General features: G+C 64.1%; 19 protein-coding genes. 10 read left to right on the top strand and 9 right to left on the bottom strand.

Features of this window, described 5'->3' with window-relative positions:
* From dnaQ to CEW88_RS00610, 4 genes are read right to left on the bottom strand one after another with little or no spacing between them, the layout of a single operon-like run.
* Positions 1 to 693, bottom strand: a complete 693-nt coding sequence (dnaQ, locus tag CEW88_RS00625) for a DNA polymerase III subunit epsilon (protein WP_108964227.1) — start codon at positions 691 to 693, stop codon at positions 1 to 3.
* The gene (gene coaE, locus CEW88_RS00620; RefSeq protein WP_108964226.1) at positions 686 to 1,276 is read right to left on the bottom strand and encodes a dephospho-CoA kinase; all 591 of its coding nucleotides are present in this window, start codon (positions 1,274 to 1,276) and stop codon (positions 686 to 688) included. Before coaE ends, dnaQ begins: the two co-directional genes overlap by 8 nt.
* The gene (locus tag CEW88_RS00615; RefSeq protein ID WP_108964225.1) at positions 1,276 to 2,106 is read right to left on the bottom strand and encodes a shikimate dehydrogenase; all 831 of its coding nucleotides are present in this window, start codon (positions 2,104 to 2,106) and stop codon (positions 1,276 to 1,278) included. The genes coaE and CEW88_RS00615 overlap by 1 nt, the downstream gene beginning before the upstream one ends.
* Positions 2,103 to 2,702: a Maf family protein gene (locus tag CEW88_RS00610; RefSeq protein ID WP_108964224.1), complete on the bottom strand. Its 600-nt coding sequence runs from the start codon at positions 2,700 to 2,702 to the stop codon at positions 2,103 to 2,105. The genes CEW88_RS00615 and CEW88_RS00610 overlap by 4 nt, the downstream gene beginning before the upstream one ends.
* A gap of 539 nt (positions 2,703 to 3,241) precedes the next feature.
* Between CEW88_RS00610 and rho the strand changes: the two genes are divergently transcribed.
* The 6 genes from rho to CEW88_RS00580 are packed head-to-tail and all read left to right on the top strand — an operon-like array spanning position 3,242 to position 10,069.
* On the top strand, positions 3,242 to 4,525 hold the full coding sequence (gene rho, locus CEW88_RS00605) for a transcription termination factor Rho (protein ID WP_108964223.1): 1,284 nt from the start codon (positions 3,242 to 3,244) through the stop codon (positions 4,523 to 4,525).
* Positions 4,526 to 4,549: 24 nt separating this feature from the next.
* Positions 4,550 to 5,833 (top strand): tRNA uridine-5-carboxymethylaminomethyl(34) synthesis GTPase MnmE, encoded by a 1,284-nt coding sequence (mnmE, locus tag CEW88_RS00600; protein WP_108964222.1) that lies wholly within the window; start codon positions 4,550 to 4,552, stop codon positions 5,831 to 5,833.
* Positions 5,834 to 5,836: 3 nt separating this feature from the next.
* Complete coding sequence (mnmG, locus tag CEW88_RS00595) at positions 5,837 to 7,714, top strand: tRNA uridine-5-carboxymethylaminomethyl(34) synthesis enzyme MnmG (protein ID WP_108964221.1); 1,878 nt, start codon at positions 5,837 to 5,839, stop codon at positions 7,712 to 7,714.
* Positions 7,711 to 8,331 (top strand): 16S rRNA (guanine(527)-N(7))-methyltransferase RsmG, encoded by a 621-nt coding sequence (gene rsmG / locus CEW88_RS00590; protein WP_108964220.1) that lies wholly within the window; start codon positions 7,711 to 7,713, stop codon positions 8,329 to 8,331. The genes mnmG and rsmG overlap by 4 nt, the downstream gene beginning before the upstream one ends.
* A complete protein-coding gene (locus CEW88_RS00585; protein WP_108964219.1) occupies positions 8,324 to 9,133 on the top strand; it encodes a ParA family protein in 810 nt (269 codons plus the stop codon). Before rsmG ends, CEW88_RS00585 begins: the two co-directional genes overlap by 8 nt.
* Positions 9,134 to 9,160: 27 nt before the next feature.
* Entirely contained in the window at positions 9,161 to 10,069 is a 909-nt protein-coding gene (locus CEW88_RS00580) for a ParB/RepB/Spo0J family partition protein (RefSeq protein ID WP_108964218.1), read from the top strand.
* Between the two features lie 242 nt (positions 10,070 to 10,311).
* Here the strand turns inward: CEW88_RS00580 and hemW are convergent, their stop codons facing one another.
* The 3 genes from hemW to rph are packed head-to-tail and all read right to left on the bottom strand — an operon-like array spanning position 10,312 to position 12,792.
* Complete coding sequence (gene hemW, locus CEW88_RS00575) at positions 10,312 to 11,469, bottom strand: radical SAM family heme chaperone HemW (protein ID WP_108964217.1); 1,158 nt, start codon at positions 11,467 to 11,469, stop codon at positions 10,312 to 10,314.
* Positions 11,462 to 12,085 carry an RdgB/HAM1 family non-canonical purine NTP pyrophosphatase gene (gene rdgB / locus CEW88_RS00570; protein ID WP_108964216.1) on the bottom strand — a complete coding sequence of 208 codons (624 nt, stop codon included), beginning with the start codon at positions 12,083 to 12,085 and terminating at the stop codon, positions 11,462 to 11,464. The genes hemW and rdgB overlap by 8 nt, the downstream gene beginning before the upstream one ends.
* Positions 12,082 to 12,792 carry a ribonuclease PH gene (gene rph, locus CEW88_RS00565; protein WP_108964215.1) on the bottom strand — a complete coding sequence of 237 codons (711 nt, stop codon included), beginning with the start codon at positions 12,790 to 12,792 and terminating at the stop codon, positions 12,082 to 12,084. The genes rdgB and rph overlap by 4 nt, the downstream gene beginning before the upstream one ends.
* 114 nt (positions 12,793 to 12,906) lie before the next feature.
* On the opposite strand from rph, the gene hrcA reads away from it, so the two are divergent.
* On the top strand, positions 12,907 to 13,971 hold the full coding sequence (hrcA, locus tag CEW88_RS00560) for a heat-inducible transcriptional repressor HrcA (RefSeq protein ID WP_108967450.1): 1,065 nt from the start codon (positions 12,907 to 12,909) through the stop codon (positions 13,969 to 13,971).
* 9 nt (positions 13,972 to 13,980) lie between these two features.
* A complete protein-coding gene (locus CEW88_RS00555; RefSeq protein WP_108964214.1) occupies positions 13,981 to 14,535 on the top strand; it encodes a nucleotide exchange factor GrpE in 555 nt (184 codons plus the stop codon).
* Positions 14,536 to 14,665: 130 nt separating this feature from the next.
* Here CEW88_RS00555 and mutS read toward each other — a convergent pair whose 3' ends face one another.
* Positions 14,666 to 17,305, bottom strand: coding sequence for a DNA mismatch repair protein MutS (mutS, locus tag CEW88_RS00550; protein ID WP_254694416.1), 2,640 nt, complete (start codon positions 17,303 to 17,305; stop codon positions 14,666 to 14,668).
* A 143-nt stretch (positions 17,306 to 17,448) separates the two neighbouring features.
* On the opposite strand from mutS, the gene CEW88_RS00545 reads away from it, so the two are divergent.
* Together CEW88_RS00545 and CEW88_RS00540 are read left to right on the top strand one after the other, a co-directional pair.
* Complete coding sequence (locus tag CEW88_RS00545; RefSeq protein ID WP_108964212.1) at positions 17,449 to 19,704, top strand: NADP-dependent malic enzyme; 2,256 nt, start codon at positions 17,449 to 17,451, stop codon at positions 19,702 to 19,704.
* Between the two features lie 67 nt (positions 19,705 to 19,771).
* Complete coding sequence (locus CEW88_RS00540; protein ID WP_108964211.1) at positions 19,772 to 20,644, top strand: ribokinase; 873 nt, start codon at positions 19,772 to 19,774, stop codon at positions 20,642 to 20,644.
* A 78-nt stretch (positions 20,645 to 20,722) separates the two neighbouring features.
* On the opposite strand, the gene msrA is transcribed toward CEW88_RS00540, so the two are convergent.
* Complete coding sequence (gene msrA, locus CEW88_RS00535) at positions 20,723 to 21,367, bottom strand: peptide-methionine (S)-S-oxide reductase MsrA (protein ID WP_108964210.1); 645 nt, start codon at positions 21,365 to 21,367, stop codon at positions 20,723 to 20,725.
* Positions 21,368 to 21,562: the final 195 nt, after the last annotated feature.

Genomic DNA, 21,562 nt, shown 5'->3' with positions numbered 1-21,562 from the left:
TCAGCCCCGCGACCAGAGCGCCTTCTCTCCGAGTTTCTCGACAAAGGCGGCGTGAGCCGCCTTTTCTTCTTCGGTGATGCGCGAAGGCAGGGCCACGGGCCGCCGGGACGGTCGCCATTCCTCTTCGCCTCCCGCGCTGTTGCGGCCCGAGGAGACAGGCGCCAGCACCAGGTCCGGTTGCTTGCCGCCGATCAGTTCCAGATAGACTTCCGCAAGGATCTCGCTGTCGAGCAGTGCCCCGTGCAGCGTCCGGCTGGAGTTGTCGATGCCGAAACGGCGGCAGAGCGCGTCCAGTGACGCGGGCGAGCCGGGGAACTTCTTACGCGCGATCATCAGCGTGTCGATGGCGCAATCTTTTGAAAGTTGCGGACGGTTCGCCCATTTCAACTCTGCGTTGAGAAATTTCACGTCGAAGCTGGCGTTGTGGATCACCAGCTTGGCGTCCGTACCGAGAAAGGCGATGAACTCGTCGACGATCTTGGCGAAAACCGGCTTGTCGCGCAGGAAGTCGTCGCCCAGCCCGTGCACCTCGAAAGCCTCCTGCGGCATCGCGCGCTCGGGGTTGATGTACTGGTGATAGACCTTGCCGGTCGGCACGTGGTTGTAGAGCTCGACCGCGCCGATCTCGACGATGCGGTCGCCCTGTTCCGGCTCGAAGCCGGTGGTTTCGGTGTCGAGAACGATCTCACGCATCGAGCCGCCTTTCGATTTCTTTCAGAACAGCCTGAACCTGCGCGCGGGCATGGTCCAGCGTGTCCGTTGTGATGACAAAATCCGCGCGGGCGCATTTCTCGGCATTGGGCATCTGGCGGGCGAGGATGCGATCGAGATCTTCCGCGCTCATCGTGCCTCGCGCCAGCACCCGGTCGCGCTGGATGTCTTCGGGAATGGTGACACAGGCCACCGCGTCGAACTCGGTTTCGGATCCGGTCTCGTAGAGCAGGGGGATGTCGAAGACGCCGATGGCCTCGGGATGGGTCCTGTCGAACTCTGCGCGATCGGCTCGCACAAGCGGGTGCACGATGGACTCGAGGAGCTTCAGCGCCGTGCTATCCGCCGCAATGACCTCGCGCAGGGCCTCACGTGAAACCGCGCCATCGACGATGGCCTGCGGGAAGGCCGCACCGATGGCAGCGACCGCCGCACCGCCCGCAGCATAGAGCCTGTGGACCGCCGCATCGGCGTCCCAGACCGGACAGCCCGCCTCGGCAAAGAAGCCTGCGGTCTGCGACTTCCCCATGCCGATGGATCCGGTGAGACCGAGCCTGAACCGCATCAGAGCACCGCGTCGCGGGTGGCCTGATCTACCACCGGGCGCGTGCCGAACCAGCGCTCGAAGCCCGGCACCGCCTGGTGCAGCAGCATGCCCAGGCCGTCAACGCAGGTGCAGCCCAGCTCGCGGCCGATACGCAGCAGGCGGGTCTCCAGCGGCGTGTAGACAATGTCGGTCACCAGCGTGCCGGGCCGCAGCCCATCCAGAGGCACCCGCAGCTCGGGCTTGCCGACCATGCCGAGCGAGCTGGTATTGACCACCGTGTTCGCCTCTTCCAGCACGTTGCCCGCATGCACCCAGTCGATGACATGGATGCGCTGACCAAAGTCCTCGCGCAGCTTCTCGGCGCGCAGCCGCGTACGGTTGCTGAGATAGATTTCCGGCACCCCGGCCTCGAGCAGCGCGGTGATCACCGCGCGCGAGGCACCGCCTGCGCCCAGCACCACCGCCGGGCCGGCAGTGGCGCGCCAGTCGGGCGCGCCCTGCTTGAGGTTCTCGAGAAAGCCGTAGCCATCGGTGTTGTCGGCGTAGATCTTGCCGCCCTCGCGAAAGGTCAGCGTGTTCGCCGCACCGATAAGCGTCGCCCGGTCCGAGACCATGTCGGCGATCTCCATCACCCGCTCCTTGTGCGGAATGGTGATGTTCACACCCACAAAGCCGATCTCGGGCAGCAGGCGCAGCGTTTCTTCCAGCTTCGCTGCCGGCACGTCCATCGGGATGTAGTGCCCGGAAAGCCCGTAGCTTTTCAGCCAGTGCCCGTGCAGCCGAGGAGAACGGGAATGCGCGATGGGTGAGCCAATGACACCCGCAAGAGGGATCCGCTCGCCGCTCATCCGGCAATCACCCCGCGCACTTCCAGAAAGCCCAGAAGCTCCAGCAGCGGCAGCCCCAGAATGGTGAAATGGCTTCCCTCGATACTCGCAAACAGTCGCACGCCTTCCTCCTCCAGCTTGAAACCACCCACGGACGTGCGCAGGCTCTCCCAGTTTCTCTCTATATAGTCATCAAGATAGGCTTCCGAGAAAGCCCGCATCTTGAGACGTGCAACGCCGACGTGGCGCCAGACCGGCTCGCCAGCCTCGTAGATGACCGCCGCCGACAGAAGCTGCAGCCGCTGGTCGCGAAGCTCCAGGAGCTGGGCACGGGCCTCTTCGGGGCTTTCGGGCTTGGAATAGAGCTTGCCGTTGCAGCTCAGCACCTGGTCGCAGCCAAGCACCAGCGCGCCGGGGACGCGGGCCGACACCTTGCGCGCCTTATACTCGGCCAGCGCGTCCGCCACGTCGCGCGGCGCGGCGCCCTCCGCCAGAAGCGAATCGCGAATCGAGGATTCATCGACGCGCGCCACTTCGATTCCGAAAGGAACGCCGGCGGAGCGCAGCATTTCGGCGCGGATCTGGGAGCCGGAGGCGAGGACGAGCGGAAGACTCATGGGGATAAACCTGTTCGCAGACTTGGGCCTTTGTCAGGGGAAGCTTCTGGGGAAAATCGCCCCCGGTTTCAAGGCTGGGGAGATCTCTTCAGGCTCACGTCGAGTCGCGGTGATTCCTGAGTCTGTGGGCTTGGATAACTCCGCGCTGTGGAGAACCGGATCCGACCGGATCTCTCCAAGATCTGTCCACAATGGGGTATCACGCGTTATAAGGGCTTATTTATATGATCCAAACATAGTTTCACCCAAAGCAGATCCGACAGATCTCCGCAGATCTATCCACAGAAGGATCCGCCGTGGACAGAGCTCCGTGAAACATTTGATCCACCGGAGTCGGGTTACCTATAATCAAAATCATCTCTTCTTTTCTTTATTTAATTTTTTGAAATCTAGGCGGGCTGGCACCGAACCGCTCCGGGAATTGACTTCGACCGGGGGAGGGGATAGGCATCTTCTCAACACCTGTTCTGGTGGGACCTTCCCAAAAGACACACGCAGATAGCTGCGAAACGACGGCCGATCGCGGCCCGGAGGAATTCATGACTGATGCCGATATCGTCGAGCGTCTGAACCTGTCCGATCTCAAGGCGCAGAGCCCGAAGGATCTCCTGGCGATGGCCGAGGAGCTCGAGATCGAAAACGCATCGACGATGCGCAAGGGCGAGATGATGTTCCAGATCCTGCGCGAGCGCGCAGACGAAGGCTGGACCATCTTCGGAGATGGCGTTCTCGAAGTGCTGCAGGATGGCTTCGGCTTCCTGCGTTCGCCCGAGGCGAACTACCTGCCGGGCCCCGATGACATCTATGTCTCGCCAGACATGATCCGGAAATACTCGCTGCGCACCGGCGACACCATCGAAGGCGAGATCCGTGCGCCCGACAACGAAGAGCGCTACTTCGCGCTGGTCGACGTCTCGGCGATCAACTTCGAGGATCCGGACCGCGCCCGTCACAAGATCGCCTTCGACAACCTGACGCCGCTCTATCCCGACGAGCGCCTGAAAATGGAAGTCGAGGATCCGACGATCAAGGACAAGTCGGCCCGGATCATCGATCTGGTCGCGCCCATCGGCAAGGGTCAGCGTTCGCTCATCGTGGCGCCGCCGCGGACCGGTAAGACGGTGCTGCTGCAGAACATCGCCAACTCGATCGAGAAGAACCACCCCGAGTGCTATCTGATCGTTCTGCTGATCGACGAACGCCCCGAGGAAGTCACCGACATGCAGCGCTCGGTGAAAGGCGAGGTCGTCTCCTCGACCTTCGACGAACCGGCGACCCGTCACGTGGCCGTCTCGGAGATGGTTATCGAGAAAGCCAAGCGACTCGTCGAACATAAACGAGATGTTGTGATTCTTCTCGACTCGATCACAAGACTTGGTAGGGCGTTCAACACCGTCGTGCCGTCGTCGGGCAAAGTCCTGACCGGCGGTGTCGATGCGAACGCGCTGCAGCGTCCGAAGCGTTTCTTTGGTGCCGCGCGGAACATCGAAGAGGGTGGCTCGCTCACCATCATCGCGACCGCGCTGATCGACACCGGCTCGCGCATGGACGAGGTGATCTTCGAAGAGTTCAAGGGCACCGGCAACTCGGAGATCGTGCTCGACCGCAAGGTCGCCGACAAACGCGTCTTCCCGGCGATCGACATTCTCAAGTCGGGCACCCGGAAAGAGGACCTGCTCACAGACAAGGTCGACCTGCAGAAGACCTTCGTGCTGCGCCGGATCCTCAACCCGATGGGGACGACCGACGCCGTCGAATTCCTGCTCTCCAAGCTCAAGCAGACGAAGACCAACGGCGAGTTCTTCGACTCGATGAACAGCTAAACATAAACCGCAAAGGAGGCGGGGATGGATACGATCTTCGCACTTGCCAGCGCGGTCGGCAAAGCAGGCGTTTCCGTGGTGAGGGTTTCCGGACCCTCGGCATGGGACGCCTGTTCTCGTCTTTGCGGCGATGTGCCAGCGCCGCGCCGCAGCGCGCTGCGCAAGCTGACCGACGGGGCAGGGCAAGTGCTCGACGAAGCGCTGGTGCTGACCTTCGAGGCAGGCAAGAGTTTCACCGGCGAGCAGGTCGTCGAGTTTCACCTGCACGGCAGCATCGCCATCCTGCGAGCGGTTCTTCGTGAACTTGCCGCCATAGAGGGGGTTCGCCAGGCTGAACCGGGCGAATTCACGCGCCGGGCGCTGGAACACGACCGGTTGGATCTGACCCAGGTCGAGGCGCTGGCGGATCTAATTGAGGCCGAAACAGAAAGCCAGCGGACCCAGGCGATGACCATTTTCGCCGGTGCCCTCGGCCAGAAGGTCGAGTTCTGGCGCGAGGAACTGATCTTCGCGGCCTCTCTGCTCGAGGTGACGATAGATTTCGCCGATGAAGAGGTGCCGGTCGACGTCAGCGACGATGTGCGCTCGGCGCTGATCAAGGTGAAAGGCGAACTCGAGCGTGGGCTCGCGGGCGTTGACGCTGCGGAACGTATCAGATCCGGCTTCGAGGTCGCGATCATTGGGCGACCGAATGTCGGAAAATCAACTCTTCTCAATGCCTTGGCGGGACGTGACGCTGCGATAACCTCGGAACATGCGGGCACGACCCGTGATGTCATCGAAGTCCGCATGGAAATTGCCGGCCTCCCGGTGACGCTCCTTGATACGGCGGGGTTGCGCGAGGCGGCAGATCCGGTCGAGAAAATCGGCATTCAGCGCGCCCGCGATCGCGCCGAACTGGCGGATCTGCGGGTCTTCCTTTTGGAGGCCGACGAGATGCTGGACGTCGTTCCGCGCAAGGCCGACATCGTCCGCCGCTCCAAGGGAGATCTGTCCGGCGACGCGCAGGCGATTTCCGCGGCCACCGGGCAGGGGATCGAGGCGCTGATTTCCGAGATTGGCGCCACGCTTTCCGAGCGCGTTCAATCCAGCGGCCTCGCGACGCGGGAGCGACATCGAATTGCCTTCCAAGAAGGTGCCGATGCGCTCAAAACCGCGCTGGAATTGCTTGATTTCGGACCCGAGCGGTACGATATCGCTGCAGAGGAAGTCCGGGTCGCGATTCGACGCCTCGAGGCCTTGATCGGCCGCGTCGATGTGGAAAATCTGCTGGACAAGATCTTCTCGAGCTTCTGCCTGGGTAAGTAAGGAGTGTTTCACGTGAAACAACTCGATTTCGACGTCGTCGTCGTTGGCGGCGGACATGCAGGCACCGAGGCCGCCGCGGCTTCGGCGCGAATGGGCGCAAAGACGGCGCTTGTCACCCTGACCCGAGGCGGGATTGGGGTCATGTCGTGCAATCCGGCCATCGGCGGCCTCGGAAAAGGCCATTTGGTGCGCGAAATCGACGCCATGGATGGCGTGATGGGCCGCGTCGCTGACCGAGCTGGCATCCAGTTCCGTCTTTTGAACCGCCGCAAAGGCCCGGCGGTCCAGGGGCCGCGTACCCAGGCCGACAGGAAGCTCTACCGCGACGCCATGCTGCGCGAGATGGAAGCCGCACCGAACCTTTCCATTGTGGAAGGGGAGGTCACGGATCTGCTGAAGACGGGGGATCTCGTTCAAGGCGTCGCCCTTGCGGACGGATCCGAGCTCAAATCCGGCGCCGTGGTGCTGACCACGGGCACGTTTCTGCGCGGTGTTATCCACATTGGCGATCAGAAGCGTCCCGGCGGCCGCATGGGCGACAAGCCGGCCGTAAAATTGGCTGAGCGTCTAGATGAAATGGCGTTGCCGCTGGGTCGTCTGAAGACTGGAACACCGCCGCGTCTCGACGGCCGAACGATCGATTGGGATCGTCTCGACAGCCAGCCCGGTGACGATGATCCGGCGATGTTCTCGTTTCTGTCGAAGACGCCCTTCGTGCGGCAAATATCCTGCGGGATCACCCATACAAACGCGCGCACGCACGAGCTGATCCGTGACAATCTTTCGCGGTCCGCCATGTATGGTGGCCATATCGAAGGGATTGGCCCGCGCTACTGCCCGTCGATCGAGGATAAGATCGTGCGCTTCGCGGATAAGGAATCTCATCAGATTTTCCTTGAACCAGAGGGACTTGACGACCACACGGTCTATCCAAACGGGATCTCGACGTCGCTGCCTGAAGACGTTCAGGAGGCCTATGTCCACTCCATCGTCGGTCTCGAAGAGGCAAGGATCCTTCAGCCTGGATACGCCATCGAGTATGATTTCGTCGATCCCCGGGCGCTTGATCTGCGGCTTTCGGTCAAATCCTGCTCGGGGCTCTACCTCGCAGGGCAGATCAACGGCACCACGGGCTACGAGGAGGCCGCAGCCCAGGGATTGGTTGCGGGCCTGAACGCGGCTGCGCAGAGCCTTGGTCGGGACGAAATCACCTTCAGTCGCGCCGAAAGCTACATCGGCGTGATGATTGACGATCTCACGTCTCGCGGGGTGACGGAGCCCTATCGCATGTTCACATCGCGGGCAGAGTTCCGCCTCTCGCTCCGCGCGGACAATGCCGACCAACGTCTGACGCCCATGGCGATGCAGCTTGGTTGTGTCTCGCAAGAGCGCAAGGTGGCTTTCCTGGAGAAGGCTGAAAAGCTCGAAGAGGGTAGGGGGCTGCTGACTGAAATCACCATGACCCCGCGTGAGTTGGCTGATCTGGGGCTTAAGATGAATGCAGACGGCGCGCGACGCAGCTTGTTCCAGCTCCTCTCGTACCCGGATATTTCGATGGAGTTCCTGCGCGCGCATGTGCCGGATCTATCGGCGATAAATGGAGAAATCGGCGAGCAGCTTGCAAAGGATGCCCTCTACGCCAACTACATTGACCGGCAAAAGCGCGATGTGGAAGCGTTGAAACGGGATGAGACCTACCAGGTCCCGACGGACTTCGATTTTTCGACCATCGAAGGCCTTTCGACCGAGCTGAAACAGAAGCTGGCGCGCGCGAAGCCCTCCACCCTGGCGCAAGCGGCGAAAGTTGACGGGATGACACCTGCAGCCCTCTCGCTCCTGCTCATCCGGTTGCGTCGGAACGACAAGGCGCGTAGCGCATGAGGGAATTGGACCTTGGGGGCGGGCTCAGTGTTTCACGTGAAACATGGGACCGCCTCGACCACTACACGGATCTTCTGAAGAAGTGGAACCCCAAGATCAACCTCGTCTCGCCGTCAACCTTGGCGGAAGCCTGGACGCGGCACATCGTGGATTCCGCGCAAATCTGGGGTATTCCACAGGAATATCCCCAGCACTGGGCGGACTTGGGCGCTGGTGGCGGCTTTCCTGGACTGGTCATCGCCATCCTCCGCGATGAGTTCGCACCTGGAATGACGGTGACACTGGTCGAGAGCGATCAGAGGAAATGCGCTTTCCTGCGCACCGTTCTTCGCGAAACGGGAGTCGAGGCCACCGTCGAGGCCCGCAGAATCGACGAAATTGCTCCGCTTGGCGCGGATCTGCTGAGCGCCCGCGCGCTGGCTTCGCTCGACAAACTTCTTGGCTTTGCCGACCGCCATATGTGCAAGACTGGCAGCGCACTCTTTCCCAAGGGGGCCCAAGCCGAAAAAGAAATCGCAGAGGCACGCAAGATGTGGCAGTTTGATCTGGAACGGCATACTAGTCTTACGGATCCTCACGCGGTTGTCTTGCAAATCGGAGCTCTGACTCATGTCTGATACCTTCCGGCCCGGCGCGGCCAAGATCGTTGCCATTGCCAACCAGAAGGGGGGCGTTGGCAAGACCACGACCACGATCAACCTCGGCGCGGCGCTTGCAGAGCGCGGTCTGAAAGTGTTGATCGTCGATCTTGACCCGCAGGGGAACTCGTCGACGGGGCTTGGGATCGAGCCTGAGGCGCGGGAATACACCGCCTACGAGCTTCTGCTCGAGGATGCGCCGCTGTCGGACATGATCCTCGAAACCGAAACCGCCAATCTGAGGCTGATCCCCGCGACGGTGGACCTCGCCTCGGCCGATATCGAGCTGGTGGCGAACGAGAAGCGCAGCTTCCTGCTGCATGACGCGCTGCGGCAGGCCGAGATGGCTCAGTTCGGGTTCGACTTCATCCTGATCGACTGCCCGCCGTCGCTCAACCTGCTGACGGTCAACGCGATGGTTGCCGCGCATTCGATCCTGGTGCCGCTTCAGAGCGAGTTTTTCGCGCTGGAGGGTCTGTCGCAGCTGATGTTGACGATCCGCGAAGTGCGCCAAAGCGCCAACCCCGAGCTGCGGATTGAGGGCGTGGTGTTGACCATGTTCGACGCGCGCAACAACCTGTCGCGCATGGTCGAGGAAGATGCGCGCGCCAACCTCGGCGATCTGGTGTTCAACACGGTGATCCCGCGCAACGTGAGGGTCAGCGAGGCGCCGTCCTATGCCTGCCCGGTGCTGACCTATGACACGAATTCCAAGGGCGCGCTGGCCTATCGGGCGCTCGCCGACGAGCTGCTGCGCAACAATGCGCAGATGGCGGCATAAGAGAAAATTCGAGACGAGAGGGCAGTTATGGCAGAGAAGCGCGAAATGCGTCGGGGACTCGGGCGAGGGCTGTCGGCTCTGATGTCGGATGTGGATGTGCGGCCCGCGGTGATCCCCGAGGAAGAGGCGTCGCCGCGCCAGCCCGATCGGATGATTCCGATCGAGAAGCTTTTCCCGAACAAGGACCAGCCGCGCCGGACCTTCACGCCGGATCAGCTGAACGAGCTCTCGGAATCGATCCGGGCCAAGGGGATCATCCAGCCGATCATCGTGCGACCGCGGCCCGGCGCCGAGGGTGAGTTCGAGATCGTCGCGGGCGAGCGCCGTTGGCGCGCCGCGCAGATGGCGCAGCTGCACGAGGTGCCGGCGCTGGTTCGCGAATTCGACGACATCGAGGTGCTCGAGGTCGCGATCATCGAGAACATCCAGCGCGCGGATCTCAACGCCATCGAAGAGGCGGCGGGCTACAAGCAGTTGATGAGCCGCTTTGGCCATACCCAGGAAAAGATCGCCGAGGCGCTGGGGAAGAGCCGGAGCCATATTGCGAACCTGCTGCGACTGCTGAACCTGCCGGAGTCGGTACAGTCGATGGTCGTCGACGGCGAGCTGACCGCGGGCCACGCGCGCACCTTGATCACCTCGGAGAATCCCGAAGAGCTCGCGAAAGAGATCGTTCGGCGCAAGCTGTCGGTTCGCCAGGCGGAGCAGCTCGCCAAGCCGCAGACACAGAAAGCCCCGAAACAGGGCCTGAATGGCTTTGGCGGGCCGCAGAAGGACGCGGACACGCGGGCGCTCGAGGGGGATCTCTCGGCAGCGCTCGGGATGAAGGTCGCGATCCAGAACGCCCCGGGGGCGGAGAGCGGGAAGCTTGTGGTCAGCTATGAGAGCTTCGAGGAACTGGACAAGCTCTGTGCCATCCTGAGCGCCGCGCGCTGAGAGATCTCTCCACAAGATCCTGTGGAAGGATCTCGAGAGTCTTCACATGAAGCAAAAAGCGTAGGTCTCAGGCGGCGCGTTTGTTCACGAGATCTGACCGGATCCGTTGGATCTGGTTCAGAAATGAAGGCCGAGCCCGAAGTGGCTCGGCCTTGTTGTTTTCCGTGCCTGAAGACGCCGAGAGATCTCCACAGGATCCGGCCGGATCCTGTGGGTAACGTTTCACATGAAACGGCGAGGCGTCAGTTGGTCAGAAGCTCTGAGATCACGCCGTTGAGCACCAGTCGGCCCTCGGTCGTAGCGCCGATGAGGTCGCCTTCGCGCCAGATCAGGCCCAGTTGCCGAAGCTCGGTCAGCTTGTGCGCGGGCAGGGGCTTGGGCGAGATCTCGGCAAGGCGCGAGAGGGAGATCCCTTCACTCAGGCGCAGACCCATCATGACAAATTCTGTCATGATGTCCTCAGTAGATAGAGGGTCGAAAACACTGTCCGCGCGTCCGGCTTCGGCCTTTTCGATCCAAGCGCCGGGCATTTTCCAGGCCTCGGTCGCGTGGCGCGTGGCGTTCACCGTGACACGCCCGTGGGCACCGGGGCCAACGCCGACGTAATCGCCGCCGCGCCAATAGACGAGATTGTGCCGCGACTGCGCGCCGGGCAGGGCGTGGTTCGACACTTCGTAAGGCGCATAGCCCGCTTTTGAAGTGATTTCCTGCGTGGCGAGGAACATGTCCGCGGCGAGATCCTCGTCGGGCAGTTTCTTCATCTGTCCGCGCTGCGCGCGTTCCCAGAACATCGTGCCTTCCTCGATGGTCAGCTGGTAAAGCGACAGGTGGTCGGCGGCGAGATCGAGGGCCTCGCGCAGCTCGGTTTCCCAGCCTTGCAGGGTCTGGTTCTCGCGCGCGTAGATCAGATCGAAATTGACCCTTTCGAAAACGGACTTCGCGGTCTCTAGCGCGGCGATGGCCTCACCCACGTCATGCAGCCGTCCGAGCTGGCGCAGATCATCCGGCCGCAGGCTCTGAATGCCCATGGAGACCCTGTTTACACCGGCTTCGCGGAAGCCCTCGAACTTCGAAACCTCGACGGAACGCGGGTTCGCCTCGAGCGTGATCTCGATGTCATTGGCCCAGGTCCAATGCTCTTTCGCGGCGTCCAGAACGGCCTGCACCGTCGCGGGCTCCATGAGAGAGGGGGTGCCCCCGCCGAAGTAGATGGAGTTGAGGATGCGCCCCGAGGTCATCTCGCCGTAACGGCGGACCTCGGAGCTGAGTGCGTCTGCCCAGCGGGTCTGGTCGATCGACCGAACGACATGGCTGTTGAAGTCGCAGTAGGGGCATTTGGCCTCGCAGAAAGGCCAATGCACGTAGAGGCCGAAGCCTCCTTCACGCCACGTCTCAGGCATCGTCCCTGGCAAAGCAGCCCTTCACGAACTTGGCGAAGGCATCGGCGCGGTGGCTGATGCGGTTCTTCTCGTCGCTGGTCATCTCGGCAAAGGTGATGTCAAAGCCCTCAGGCTGGAAGATCGGGTCGTAGCCGTGGCCATTGTCGCCGCGCATCGGCCAGACGACCTTGCCCTCCATCACGCCGGGGAAGACGGCGTCGGTGCCATCGGGCCAGGCAAGCACCAGCGTGCAGTTGAAGCGCGCGGTCCAGGGCTGGTCGGCGCCGGTCTTCAGCAGGGCGTCATGGGTCTTGCCCATCGCCATGATGAAGTCTCGACCATTGGGGGTTTCGGCCCAATCGGCGGTATAGACACCCGGGGCGCCGTCCAGCGCATCAACCGAGATGCCGCTGTCATCGGCCAGCGCCGGAAGACCGGTGGCCTTGGCGGCGGCATGGGCCTTGATGCGGGCATTCTCGACAAAGGTGGTGCCGGTTTCCTCGGGCTCGGGAAGGTTCATTTCCTTGGCACCCACGACCTCGACCCCATAGGGCGCGAGCAGCTCGGTGATCTCCTCAAGCTTGCCCGTGTTATGGGTCGCGACCAGCAGTTTCTTGTCGCTGAACACCCGGCTCATTTGCAGGCCGCCAGCTGTGCTTCGACCAGCTGCGAGACACCGGCCTCGGCCAGATCCATCAGCTTGTTCATCTGGTCGCGGCTGAAGGTCGCGCCCTCTGCCGACATCTGAACTTCGATCAACTGGCCGTCGCCGCGCAGAATGAAGTTGCCGTCGACGCCTGCCTCGCTGTCCTCGGCATAGTCGAGGTCCAGAACCGGCTGGCCGGCGTAGATGCCGCAGCTCACCGCCGCGACCGGGGTCAGCGGGTCGGTGGTGATGGCGCCGGTCTTCATCAGCTTGTTCACCGCAAGCCGCAGCGCGACCCAGCCACCGGTGATCGACGCGCAGCGGGTGCCGCCGTCGGCCTGGATCACGTCACAGTCAATGGTGATCTGGCGCTCGCCGAGCGCGACGCGGTCGACACCGGCGCGCAGCGACCGGCCGATCAGGCGCTGGATCTCGACGGTGCGGCCGCCCTGCTTGCCGGCGGTTGCCTCGCGGCGCATGCGCGAGCCGGTGGAGCGCGGCAGCATGCCGTATTCCGCCGTCACCCAGCCAAGGCCGCTGCCCTTCACGAAGGGCGGCACGCGGTCCTCGAGCGTGGCGGTGCACAGCACGTGGGTATCGCCCATCTTGATCAGGCAGGAGCCTTCGGCATGTTTCGTGACGCCCGTTTCGATTGAAACGCTGCGCATATCGCTTAAATCTCGTCCAGAAGGTCTCATGAGTGCCTCTCTTCTCGGTTGCTGCCGGGATACTGGGGCTGATGCTGTCCCGCAACCCCGATTGACGGCTGCGGAAGGGGGCCTTTAATGACCCTGAACAGCGGGAGTTTGCGCATGACTGAGGGAAACCGGCTTCTCGAGGAGATGAACGATCGCTCGCGCGAGGTGTTCCGCCGCGTGGTTGAATCCTATCTCGAGACGGGCGAACCGGTGGGCTCGCGCACCCTGACGCGCAGCCTGTCCGAGAAAGTCTCGGCGGCGACGATCCGCAACGTGATGCAGGATCTCGAATACCTCGGGCTGCTCGACAGCCCGCATGTTTCTGCGGGGCGCGTGCCGACGCAGGTGGGCCTGCGCATGTTCGTCGACGGGCTGCTCGAGGTGCGCGATCTCGACACGTCCGACAGGATGGCGCTGGAGGCAACCACCACGCAGGGCGGCGACGACATGGGCGGGCTGCTCGACCGGGTCGGTGCGGCGCTGTCGGGGGTAACGCACGGCGCGTCCCTGGTTCTGACGCCAAAGCACGAGGCACCGGTCAAGCACATCGAGTTCGTCTCGCTTGGCCATGACAGGGCGCTGGTGGTGCTGGTCTTCGGCGATGGTCACGTCGAGAACCGCCTGTTCCGCCCGCCCGCAGGCCAGACCCCGAGCTCGATGCGTGAGGCGGCGAATTTCCTCAACGCGCTGATCGAAGGCAAGACGCTCTCGGAGCTGCGCGGCGAGATCTCCCGCCAGATCGCGACCCGCCGCCGCGAGATCGACACGCTGGCCGCCGAGTTGATCGAAACCGGGATGGCCGCCTGGGAAAAGGATGCAGACAACTCCGCCCGGCTGATCGTGCGCGGTACGTCGAATCTGCTTGGTCAGGAGGGCGAGGCCGAAGAGCTGGACCGCATCCGCTCGCTGTTTGACGACCTCGAACGCAAGCGGGATATCGCCGAGTTCCTGCAGCTTGCCGAAACCGGCGACGGGGTGCGGATTTTTATCGGCTCCGAGAACAAACTTTTCTCACTTTCGGGTTCCTCTCTGGTGGTCTCTCCATATATGAACGCGGATCGAAAGATAATCGGTGCGGTCGGGGTCATCGGACCCACGCGGCTCAACTACGGGCGGATCGTACCCATCGTGGACTACACGGCACAGCTGGTCGGCAGGCTGATTGCCGAGCGGAGCTAGAGGTTAGACATGGCAGACGCGAAGAAAGACGAATTCCTCGACGATATCGAGGCGGCAGAGGCAGAGGCCTTCGCCGACGAGATGGAAGAGATCGACAACGAGGCGCTTGAGCTCGACTCGCTGCGCGCCGAGCGCGACGAGTACAAGGACCGCTTCATGCGGGCGCTGGCCGACGCCGAGAACGCCCGCAAGCGCGCCGACAAGGATCGCCGCGAAGCGCAGCAGTACGGCGGCTCCAAGCTCGCCCGTGACCTGCTGCCGGTCTATGACAACCTGAGCCGCGCGCTGAACGCCGCGCGCGAGGCAGAGGCCGGCGAGGCCCTGATCGAGGGTGTGGAACTGACGCTGCGCGAGCTGACCAACGTGTTCAGCAAGCACGGGATGACCACGATCAAGCCCGAGGTCGGCGACAAGTTCGACCCGAAGATGCACGAGGCGATGTTCGAGGCCCCGGTGCCCGGCACCAAGGCGGGCGAGATTATCCAGGTCTCGGCCGAGGGCTTCATGCTCTACGACCGCCTGCTGCGTCCGGCGCAGGTCGGTGTCAGCTCGATGCAGGGCTGATCTTTCAAGGATTGAAGCGGAAAACCCCCGGTCGCGAGGCCGGGGGTTTTTCTTTGCGGCAGCCCGGGCGCCCGCACGGCGCCGTTTCACGTGAATCCAAGCCTGTCGGAAGGATTCACGTGAAACGCATTTACCCCTTGAGCAGAGCCTTCAGATCGTAAATCGCTTGCAGCGCCTCGCGCGGGCTCATCTCGTCGGGCAGCAAGGTCTCGAGCCGCTCTTCGACCACGGACGGGCCCTTCGGCGCCGCAACAGGCTCTGGTTTCGCCGCTGCCGAGAAGAGCGGCAGGTCGTCGATCAGGGCCTTTGGCGAGGTGCGGCCGCGCTCACCCTCTTCCAACGCGCTCAGCACGTCGCGGGCGCGGGCGATGACCGCGGGGGGCAGGCCCGCCAGCTGCGCGACCTGAACGCCGTAGGAGCGGTCGGCGGCACCCTCGCGCACCTCGTGCAGGAAGATCACCTCGCCTTCCCATTCCTTGACCGCGACGGTGGCATTGCCGACCCCTTCGAGTTTCGCGGCAAGCTGGGTCAGCTCATGGTAATGCGTGGCAAAGAGACCGCGCACGCGGTTGACCCCGTGCAGATGCTCGAGCGTCGCCCAGGCGATCGACAGACCGTCGTAGGTGGCTGTGCCCCGGCCGATCTCGTCGAGGATCACCAGCGCCCGGTCGTCGGCCTGATTGAGGATCGCGGCGGTCTCGACCATCTCGACCATGAAGGTCGAGCGGCCGCGCGCCAGATCGTCCGAGGCGCCGACGCGGCTGAAGATCTGGCTGACCACGCCCAGATGCGCGCGGTCGGCAGGGACGTAGGAGCCCATCTGCGCCAGCAGCGCGATCAGCGCGTTCTGGCGCAGATAGGTCGACTTACCGGCCATGTTCGGGCCAGTGAGCAGCGTCACCGCCGCACCGTCGCCATTCGCGTTCAGGGCACAATCATTGGCGATGAAGGGCGCGCCGCCCTGCTGCTGCAGGGCGCGTTCCACCACCGGGTGGCGACCTGCCTCGATCTCGAAGGCGCGGCTGTCATCAACATGCGGGCGCGCCCACTTCTGCGCTTTCGCCAGATCGGCAAGCCCCAGCGCCACGTCAAACTCCGCCAGCGAGAGGCCGGTCTCCGACACCTGCGGCGCACGCTCGAGAATGGCGCTTTTGAGGCTTTCATAGAGCCGCTTTTCGATCTCCAGCGCCTCGTTGCCGGCGTTGAGGATGCGGGTTTCCAGCTCGGTCAACTCGACCGTTGTGAAGCGCACTTGGTTGGCTGTGGTCTGGCGGTGAATGAAGGTCTCGCTCAGTGGCGCAGACATCATCTTTTCGGCATGGGTCGCGGTGGTCTCGATGAAGTAGCCGAGCACGTTGTTGTGCTTGATCTTCAGCGAATTCACCCCGGCCATCTCGGCATATTTCGCCTGCATCGAGGCGATCACGCCGCGCCCCTGGTCGCGCAGGGTGCGGGCCTCGTCGAGCTGCGCATCATAGCCGGGCGCGATGAACCCGCCGTCGCGCACCATCAGCGGCGGCTCGGCGATCAGCGCGGCCTCGAGCATGGCGATCAGCTCGTCGTGGCCGGTGAGTGTTTCACGTGCATCGCGCAGCAGCGGCGGCAATTCGGCTCTATCGAGGGTCTCGGCGATCTCCTCGGCCTGCGCCAGCGCATTGCGCACGGCGGCCAGATCGCGCGGGCCGCCCCGGTCGAGACCAAGCCGCGAGAGCGCGCGGTCGAGGTCGGGCACCTTGCGCAGGCTGTCGCGCAGAAGCTTCACCTCACCGCTCTCCATCGCCCAGTCCAGAGCCTGAAGCCGGGCTTCGATCATCTCCAGATTGCGCGAGGGAGAGGACACGCGCCTCTCAAGCAGGCGCGCGCCGCCCGGCGTCACCGTCCGGTCGATCACCGAGAGCAGCGAGCCCGCGCGGCCGCCATTCATCGAATGCGTAAGCTCGAGGTTCCGCCGGGTGGCAGCATCGATCTGCAGCAGGTTCGAGACCGCGTCGCGCTGCGGCGGGCGGAGCAGGGGCAGGCGGCCCTTTTGCGTGATGTCGAGATAGTCGACCAGCGCCCCGAGGGCCGAAAGCTCGGGCCGCTCGAACGCGCCGAAGCCCGAGAGGGTCTGCACGCCGAAGAGCCGCTTCAGTCTCTCTTCGGCGCCGGTGCTGTCGAAGGACGCCCCGCCCAGCACGGTGGGATAGATGCCAAGATCGCCCAGCACCGGGCGCAGCTCTTCGTCGGTGCTGTCCGAGACCAGAACCTCGGAGGGGGCCAGCCGTGCCAGCTCGGCGCCGATGCGCGCACGGCTCAGCGGCATGACGTGCAGCGCGCCGGTGGAAATGTCGGTCCAGGCCAGCGCCCAATCGTCCCTGATGCGGCCCAATGCGGCGAGGTAGTTGTGGCGGCGGGCTTCCAGAAGCGACTCTTCGGTGAGGGTGCCGGGGGTCACCAGCCGCACCACGTCGCGCTTCACCACCGACTTGTGGCCGCGCTTCTTCGCCTCTGCGGGGCTTTCCAGCTGTTCGCCCACGGCAACGCGGAAGCCCTTGCGGATCAGCGTCAGCAGGTAGCCTTCGGCGGCATGGACGGGCACGCCGCACATGGGAATGTCGTCGCCCGCATGCTTGCCGCGCTTTGTCAGCGCGATGTCCAGCGCCTCGGACGCCGCCACCGCGTCGTCGAAGAACATCTCATAGAAGTCGCCCATCCGATAGAAAAGGAGCGCATCCGGATATTGCGCCTTAATCTCAAGATATTGCGCCATCATCGGCGTGACTGCCGTCATCTAGTCCCCCAGTGCTGCTTCGGGCAGACATATCAAAGCGCGCAGGGGCGGTGAAAGGCGAAATGCGCCCAGTCGAGCGCAGTTGAGCCGCGGCTTCCCCTGCGCTAAGAGAAACGCCGCGATTACCGGAGGACCGCAAGCCAATGACAAAAACAAAATTCACTCGTGAAGAGGCGCTTGCCTTCCACCTCGATCCGATCCCCGGCAAATGGGAGGTCCAGGCCACGGTCCCGATGACCACCCAGCGCGACCTGTCACTGGCCTATTCCCCCGGCGTGGCTGTCCCCTGCGAGGAAATCGCCGCCCACCCCGAGCTGGCTTACGACTACACCAACAAGGGCAACCTCGTTGCGGTGATCTCGAACGGCACGGCGGTGCTCGGCCTCGGCAATCTCGGCGCGCTCGGCAGCAAGCCGGTGATGGAGGGCAAGTCGGTGCTCTTCAAGCGCTTCGCCGACGTGAACTCGATCGACATCGAGCTCGACACTGAGGATCCCGAGGAGTTCATCAAGGCCTGCAAGCTGATGGGCCCCACCTTCGGCGGCATCAACCTCGAAGATATCAAGGCGCCCGAATGCTTCATCATCGAGCAGCGCCTGAAGGAAGAGATGGACATCCCGGTCTTCCACGACGACCAGCACGGCACGGCGGTGATCTGCGCCGCGGGCCTGATCAACGCGCTGCACCTTTCGGGCAAGAAGATCGAGGACGTGCGGATCGTCCTCAACGGCGCAGGGGCGGCGGGCATCGCCTGCCTCGAGCTGCTGAAGTCCATGGGTGCGCAGCATGACAACTGCATCATGTGCGACACCAAGGGCGTGATCTACCAGGGCCGCACCGAGGGCATGAACCAGTGGAAGTCGGCCCATGCGGCCAACACCAAGCTGCGCACCCTCGAGGAAGCGATGGTTGGCGCGGATGTTTTCCTTGGTGTCTCGGCCAAGGGCGCGGTCACCCAGGACATGGTCAAGAGCATGGCCGACAACCCGGTGATCTTCGCCATGGCGAACCCCGATCCCGAGATCACCCCGGAAGAGGCGCATGAGGTCCGCGTCGACGCGATCGTCGCCACCGGCCGCTCTGACTACCCCAACCAGGTGAACAACGTCCTTGGTTTCCCCTATCTGTTCCGCGGCGCGCTCGACATCCACGCCCGGGCGATCAACGACGAGATGAAGATCGCCTGCGCCCGCGCGCTGGCCGAACTGGCGCGCGAGGACGTGCCCGACGAAGTGGCGCTGGCCTATGGCAAGTCGCTGACCTTCGGCCGCGACTACATCATCCCCACGCCCTTTGACCCGCGCCTCATCCACCGCATCCCGCCCGCCGTGGCGCGCGCGGGCATGGACACTGGCGCCGCGCGTCGTCCGATCATCGACATGGAGGCCTATGAGGCCGGGCTGCGCGGCCGCATGGACCCGACCGCCTCGGTGCTGCGCGGCATCAACAACCGCGCCCGCGCCGCGCAATCGCGGATGATCTTCGCCGAGGGCGACGATCCGCGCGTGCTGCGCGCCGCGGTCATGTACCAGCGCAACGGCTTCGGCAAGGCGATCGTCGTCGGCCGCGAGGCGGACGTGAAGGAGAAGCTCGAGGCCAGCGGCCTCGCCGACGCGGTGCGCGAGATCAAGGTGGTGAACGCCGCCAACACCGAGCATCTCGAGACCTACAAGGAATTCCTTTACCAGCGCCTGCAGCGCAAGGGCTACGACCGTCAGGACGTGCACCGTCTCGCCGCGCGCGACCGGCACGTCTTTGCTGCGCTGATGCTGGCGCACGGCCATGGCGACGGGCTGATCACCGGCGCGACGCGCAAGTCGGCGCATGTGCTCGAGGCGATCAACCACGTCTTCGACGCCGACACGCAGCACGGCGCCGCCGGGGTCACCGCGATCATGCACAAGGGGCGGATCGTGCTGATCTCCGACACGCTGGTGCACGAATGGCCCGAGGAAGAGGACCTCGCCAACATCGCCGAGCGCGCCGCCGGCATCGCCCGGCACCTCGGGCTCGAGCCGCGGGTTGCCTTCGTGTCCTTCTCGACCTTCGGCTACCCGGTGTCGGAGCGCGCCTCGAAGATGCACCGTGCGCCGGTGATCCTCGACCAGCGCGGCGTCGACTTCGAGTATGAGGGCGAGATGACCGTCGACGTGGCGCTGAACCGCAAGGCGCAGGAAAACTACCCATTCCAGCGCCTCACCGGCCCGGCAAACATCCTCGTGGTGCCGGCGCGCCATTCGGCCTCGATCTCGGTGAAGCTGATGCAGGAGATGGGCGGCGCCACGGTGATCGGCCCGATCCTTGCAGGCGTCGACAGCTCGATCCAGATCTGCTCGACGACGATGACCGCCAATGACATCCTGAATATGGCGGTTCTTGCGGCCTGCAAGGTCGGCTGACACGATCAGGCGCCTGCCCGGCTGGTCCGGCAGGCGCAGTCTCCCAGACATTGAAAGGCGCGCGCGCATGGCGATCTACAACCTCGGGTCCATCAACGCGGACATGACCTATCGCGTGCCGCACCTTCTGGCGCCGGGCGAGACGCTGGCCACCAGCTCGCTGACCCGCGGGCTGGGCGGCAAGGGCGCCAACATGTCGGTCGCCGCAGCGCGGGCCGGGGCACAGGTGCGCCATCTCGGGGCGGTGGGCGACGATGGGCGCTGGGCGATCGAGCGGCTCACGGAATACGGCGTCGACACGCGGCAGATCGCGGTGCTCTCCGAGGCCACGGGCCATGCCATCATCATGCTCGATGCCGAGGCCGAGAACTGCATCCTGATCTACCCCGGCGCCAACCGCGCGCTTTCGGTCGAGCGCATCGAGACCGGGCTGGCCGAGGCTTTACCCGAGGACATCTTCGTCTTCCAGAACGAGACCAACGCGCAGCGCGAGGCGGCCGAGCTGGCCTCGGCGCGCGGGCTGCGCGTGGCCTATGCCGCCGCGCCCTTCGATGCCGATGCGGTTACGCTGGTGCTGCCGCTTCTCGATCTGCTGGTGCTGAACGAGATCGAGGCCGCGCAGCTCGAGAAGGCAACCGGGCAGGGCATCGACAGCATCCCGGTGCGCGACGTGGTGGTGACGCTCGGTGCCCGCGGCTGCCGCTGGATCAACACGGATTCGCGCCAAACCCGCGATTTCGCAGCCTTGCCGGTGACCCCCGTGGATACCACCGGCGCGGGCGACACATTCACCGGCTACCTGCTCGCGGGTCTCGATCGGGGTCTGCCCATGGTCACCTCGATCGAGATGGCGCAGCGCGCCGCCGCGATCATGGTCACCCGCCAAGGCACCGCCGACGTCATCCCCGATCTCAAGGATGTCACCGAGTACCGCTTCTGAGCCAAGCTTCGCGGCGAGACATCCGGGGGAGAGCCCTCCGCAGGATGGTGGGAGCAGACCCGCCGACCCTGCGCGGGGTCATCCCCCGGCGAAGGCCGCGGCGCTGCCCCAGAGCGCCCGAACCCGCGCATCCCGCCCGCAGGCGTCACGATAGCGCTTGTAGGCCGAGGATTGCTTCAGCGGCCCGAAGCGGGTCAGCACGAGCCCCGTGCCCTTGTAATAATCCTGATGCTCGGCCTCGGCGGGCCAGAAGCGGCTCGCCTGCAGAACCGGGGTGACGATGGTCTGCCCAAGCGCCGCCTGCGCCTGCGCCTTGGCTGCCATCGCCGCGCGTTTCTGCGCCGGACCATTGGCGAAAATCGCCGTGCGGTAGCTGTCCCCGCGGTCGCAGAACTGCCCGCCTGCGTCGGTGGGGTCGATGGATCGGAAGAACAGCGCATAGAGGTCTTCGGCCGAAACGCGGCTGTCGTCGTAGAGGATGCGCACTGCCTCGTAATGGCCGGTGCCACCGCGGCTGACCTGCTTGTAGCTGGGGTTCGCCAGCGCGCCGCCGGTGTACCCCGAGATTGCCTCGCGCACGCCGGTGACCTTCTCGAAGTCCGCCTCGACGCACCAGAAGCAGCCGCCGGCGAAGATGAGCTCGCGCGTCTCCGCAGCCGCGGGCGAGGCCGCGCCAAATAGGCTCAACGCGGCCAGGAACAGTCCCGAAACATGGTGTTTCATATCTCCTCCCTCTTCTCTTGCGACAAGCCTGCGCTGCTCCGGTCGCGCGATCAATGGTTTTGCGAAGGCCTCACCGCTTGGTGAGCCGGGCGGTCCTGCGCGCCACGTTGCTGCCGACGCCGGGTGCGGAAATCGGGCCATGTCCGCTTCGCGGAAAAAGCGGAAAAAAAGTTGCACGTGGGTGAAACTCTTCGC

The organism is Alloyangia pacifica (assembly GCF_003111685.1).
GTDB classification, from domain to species: domain Bacteria; phylum Pseudomonadota; class Alphaproteobacteria; order Rhodobacterales; family Rhodobacteraceae; genus Salipiger; species Salipiger pacificus_A.
Note: the sequence above shows the minus strand (reverse complement) of the source record. Positions and strands in the feature narration are given on the sequence as shown.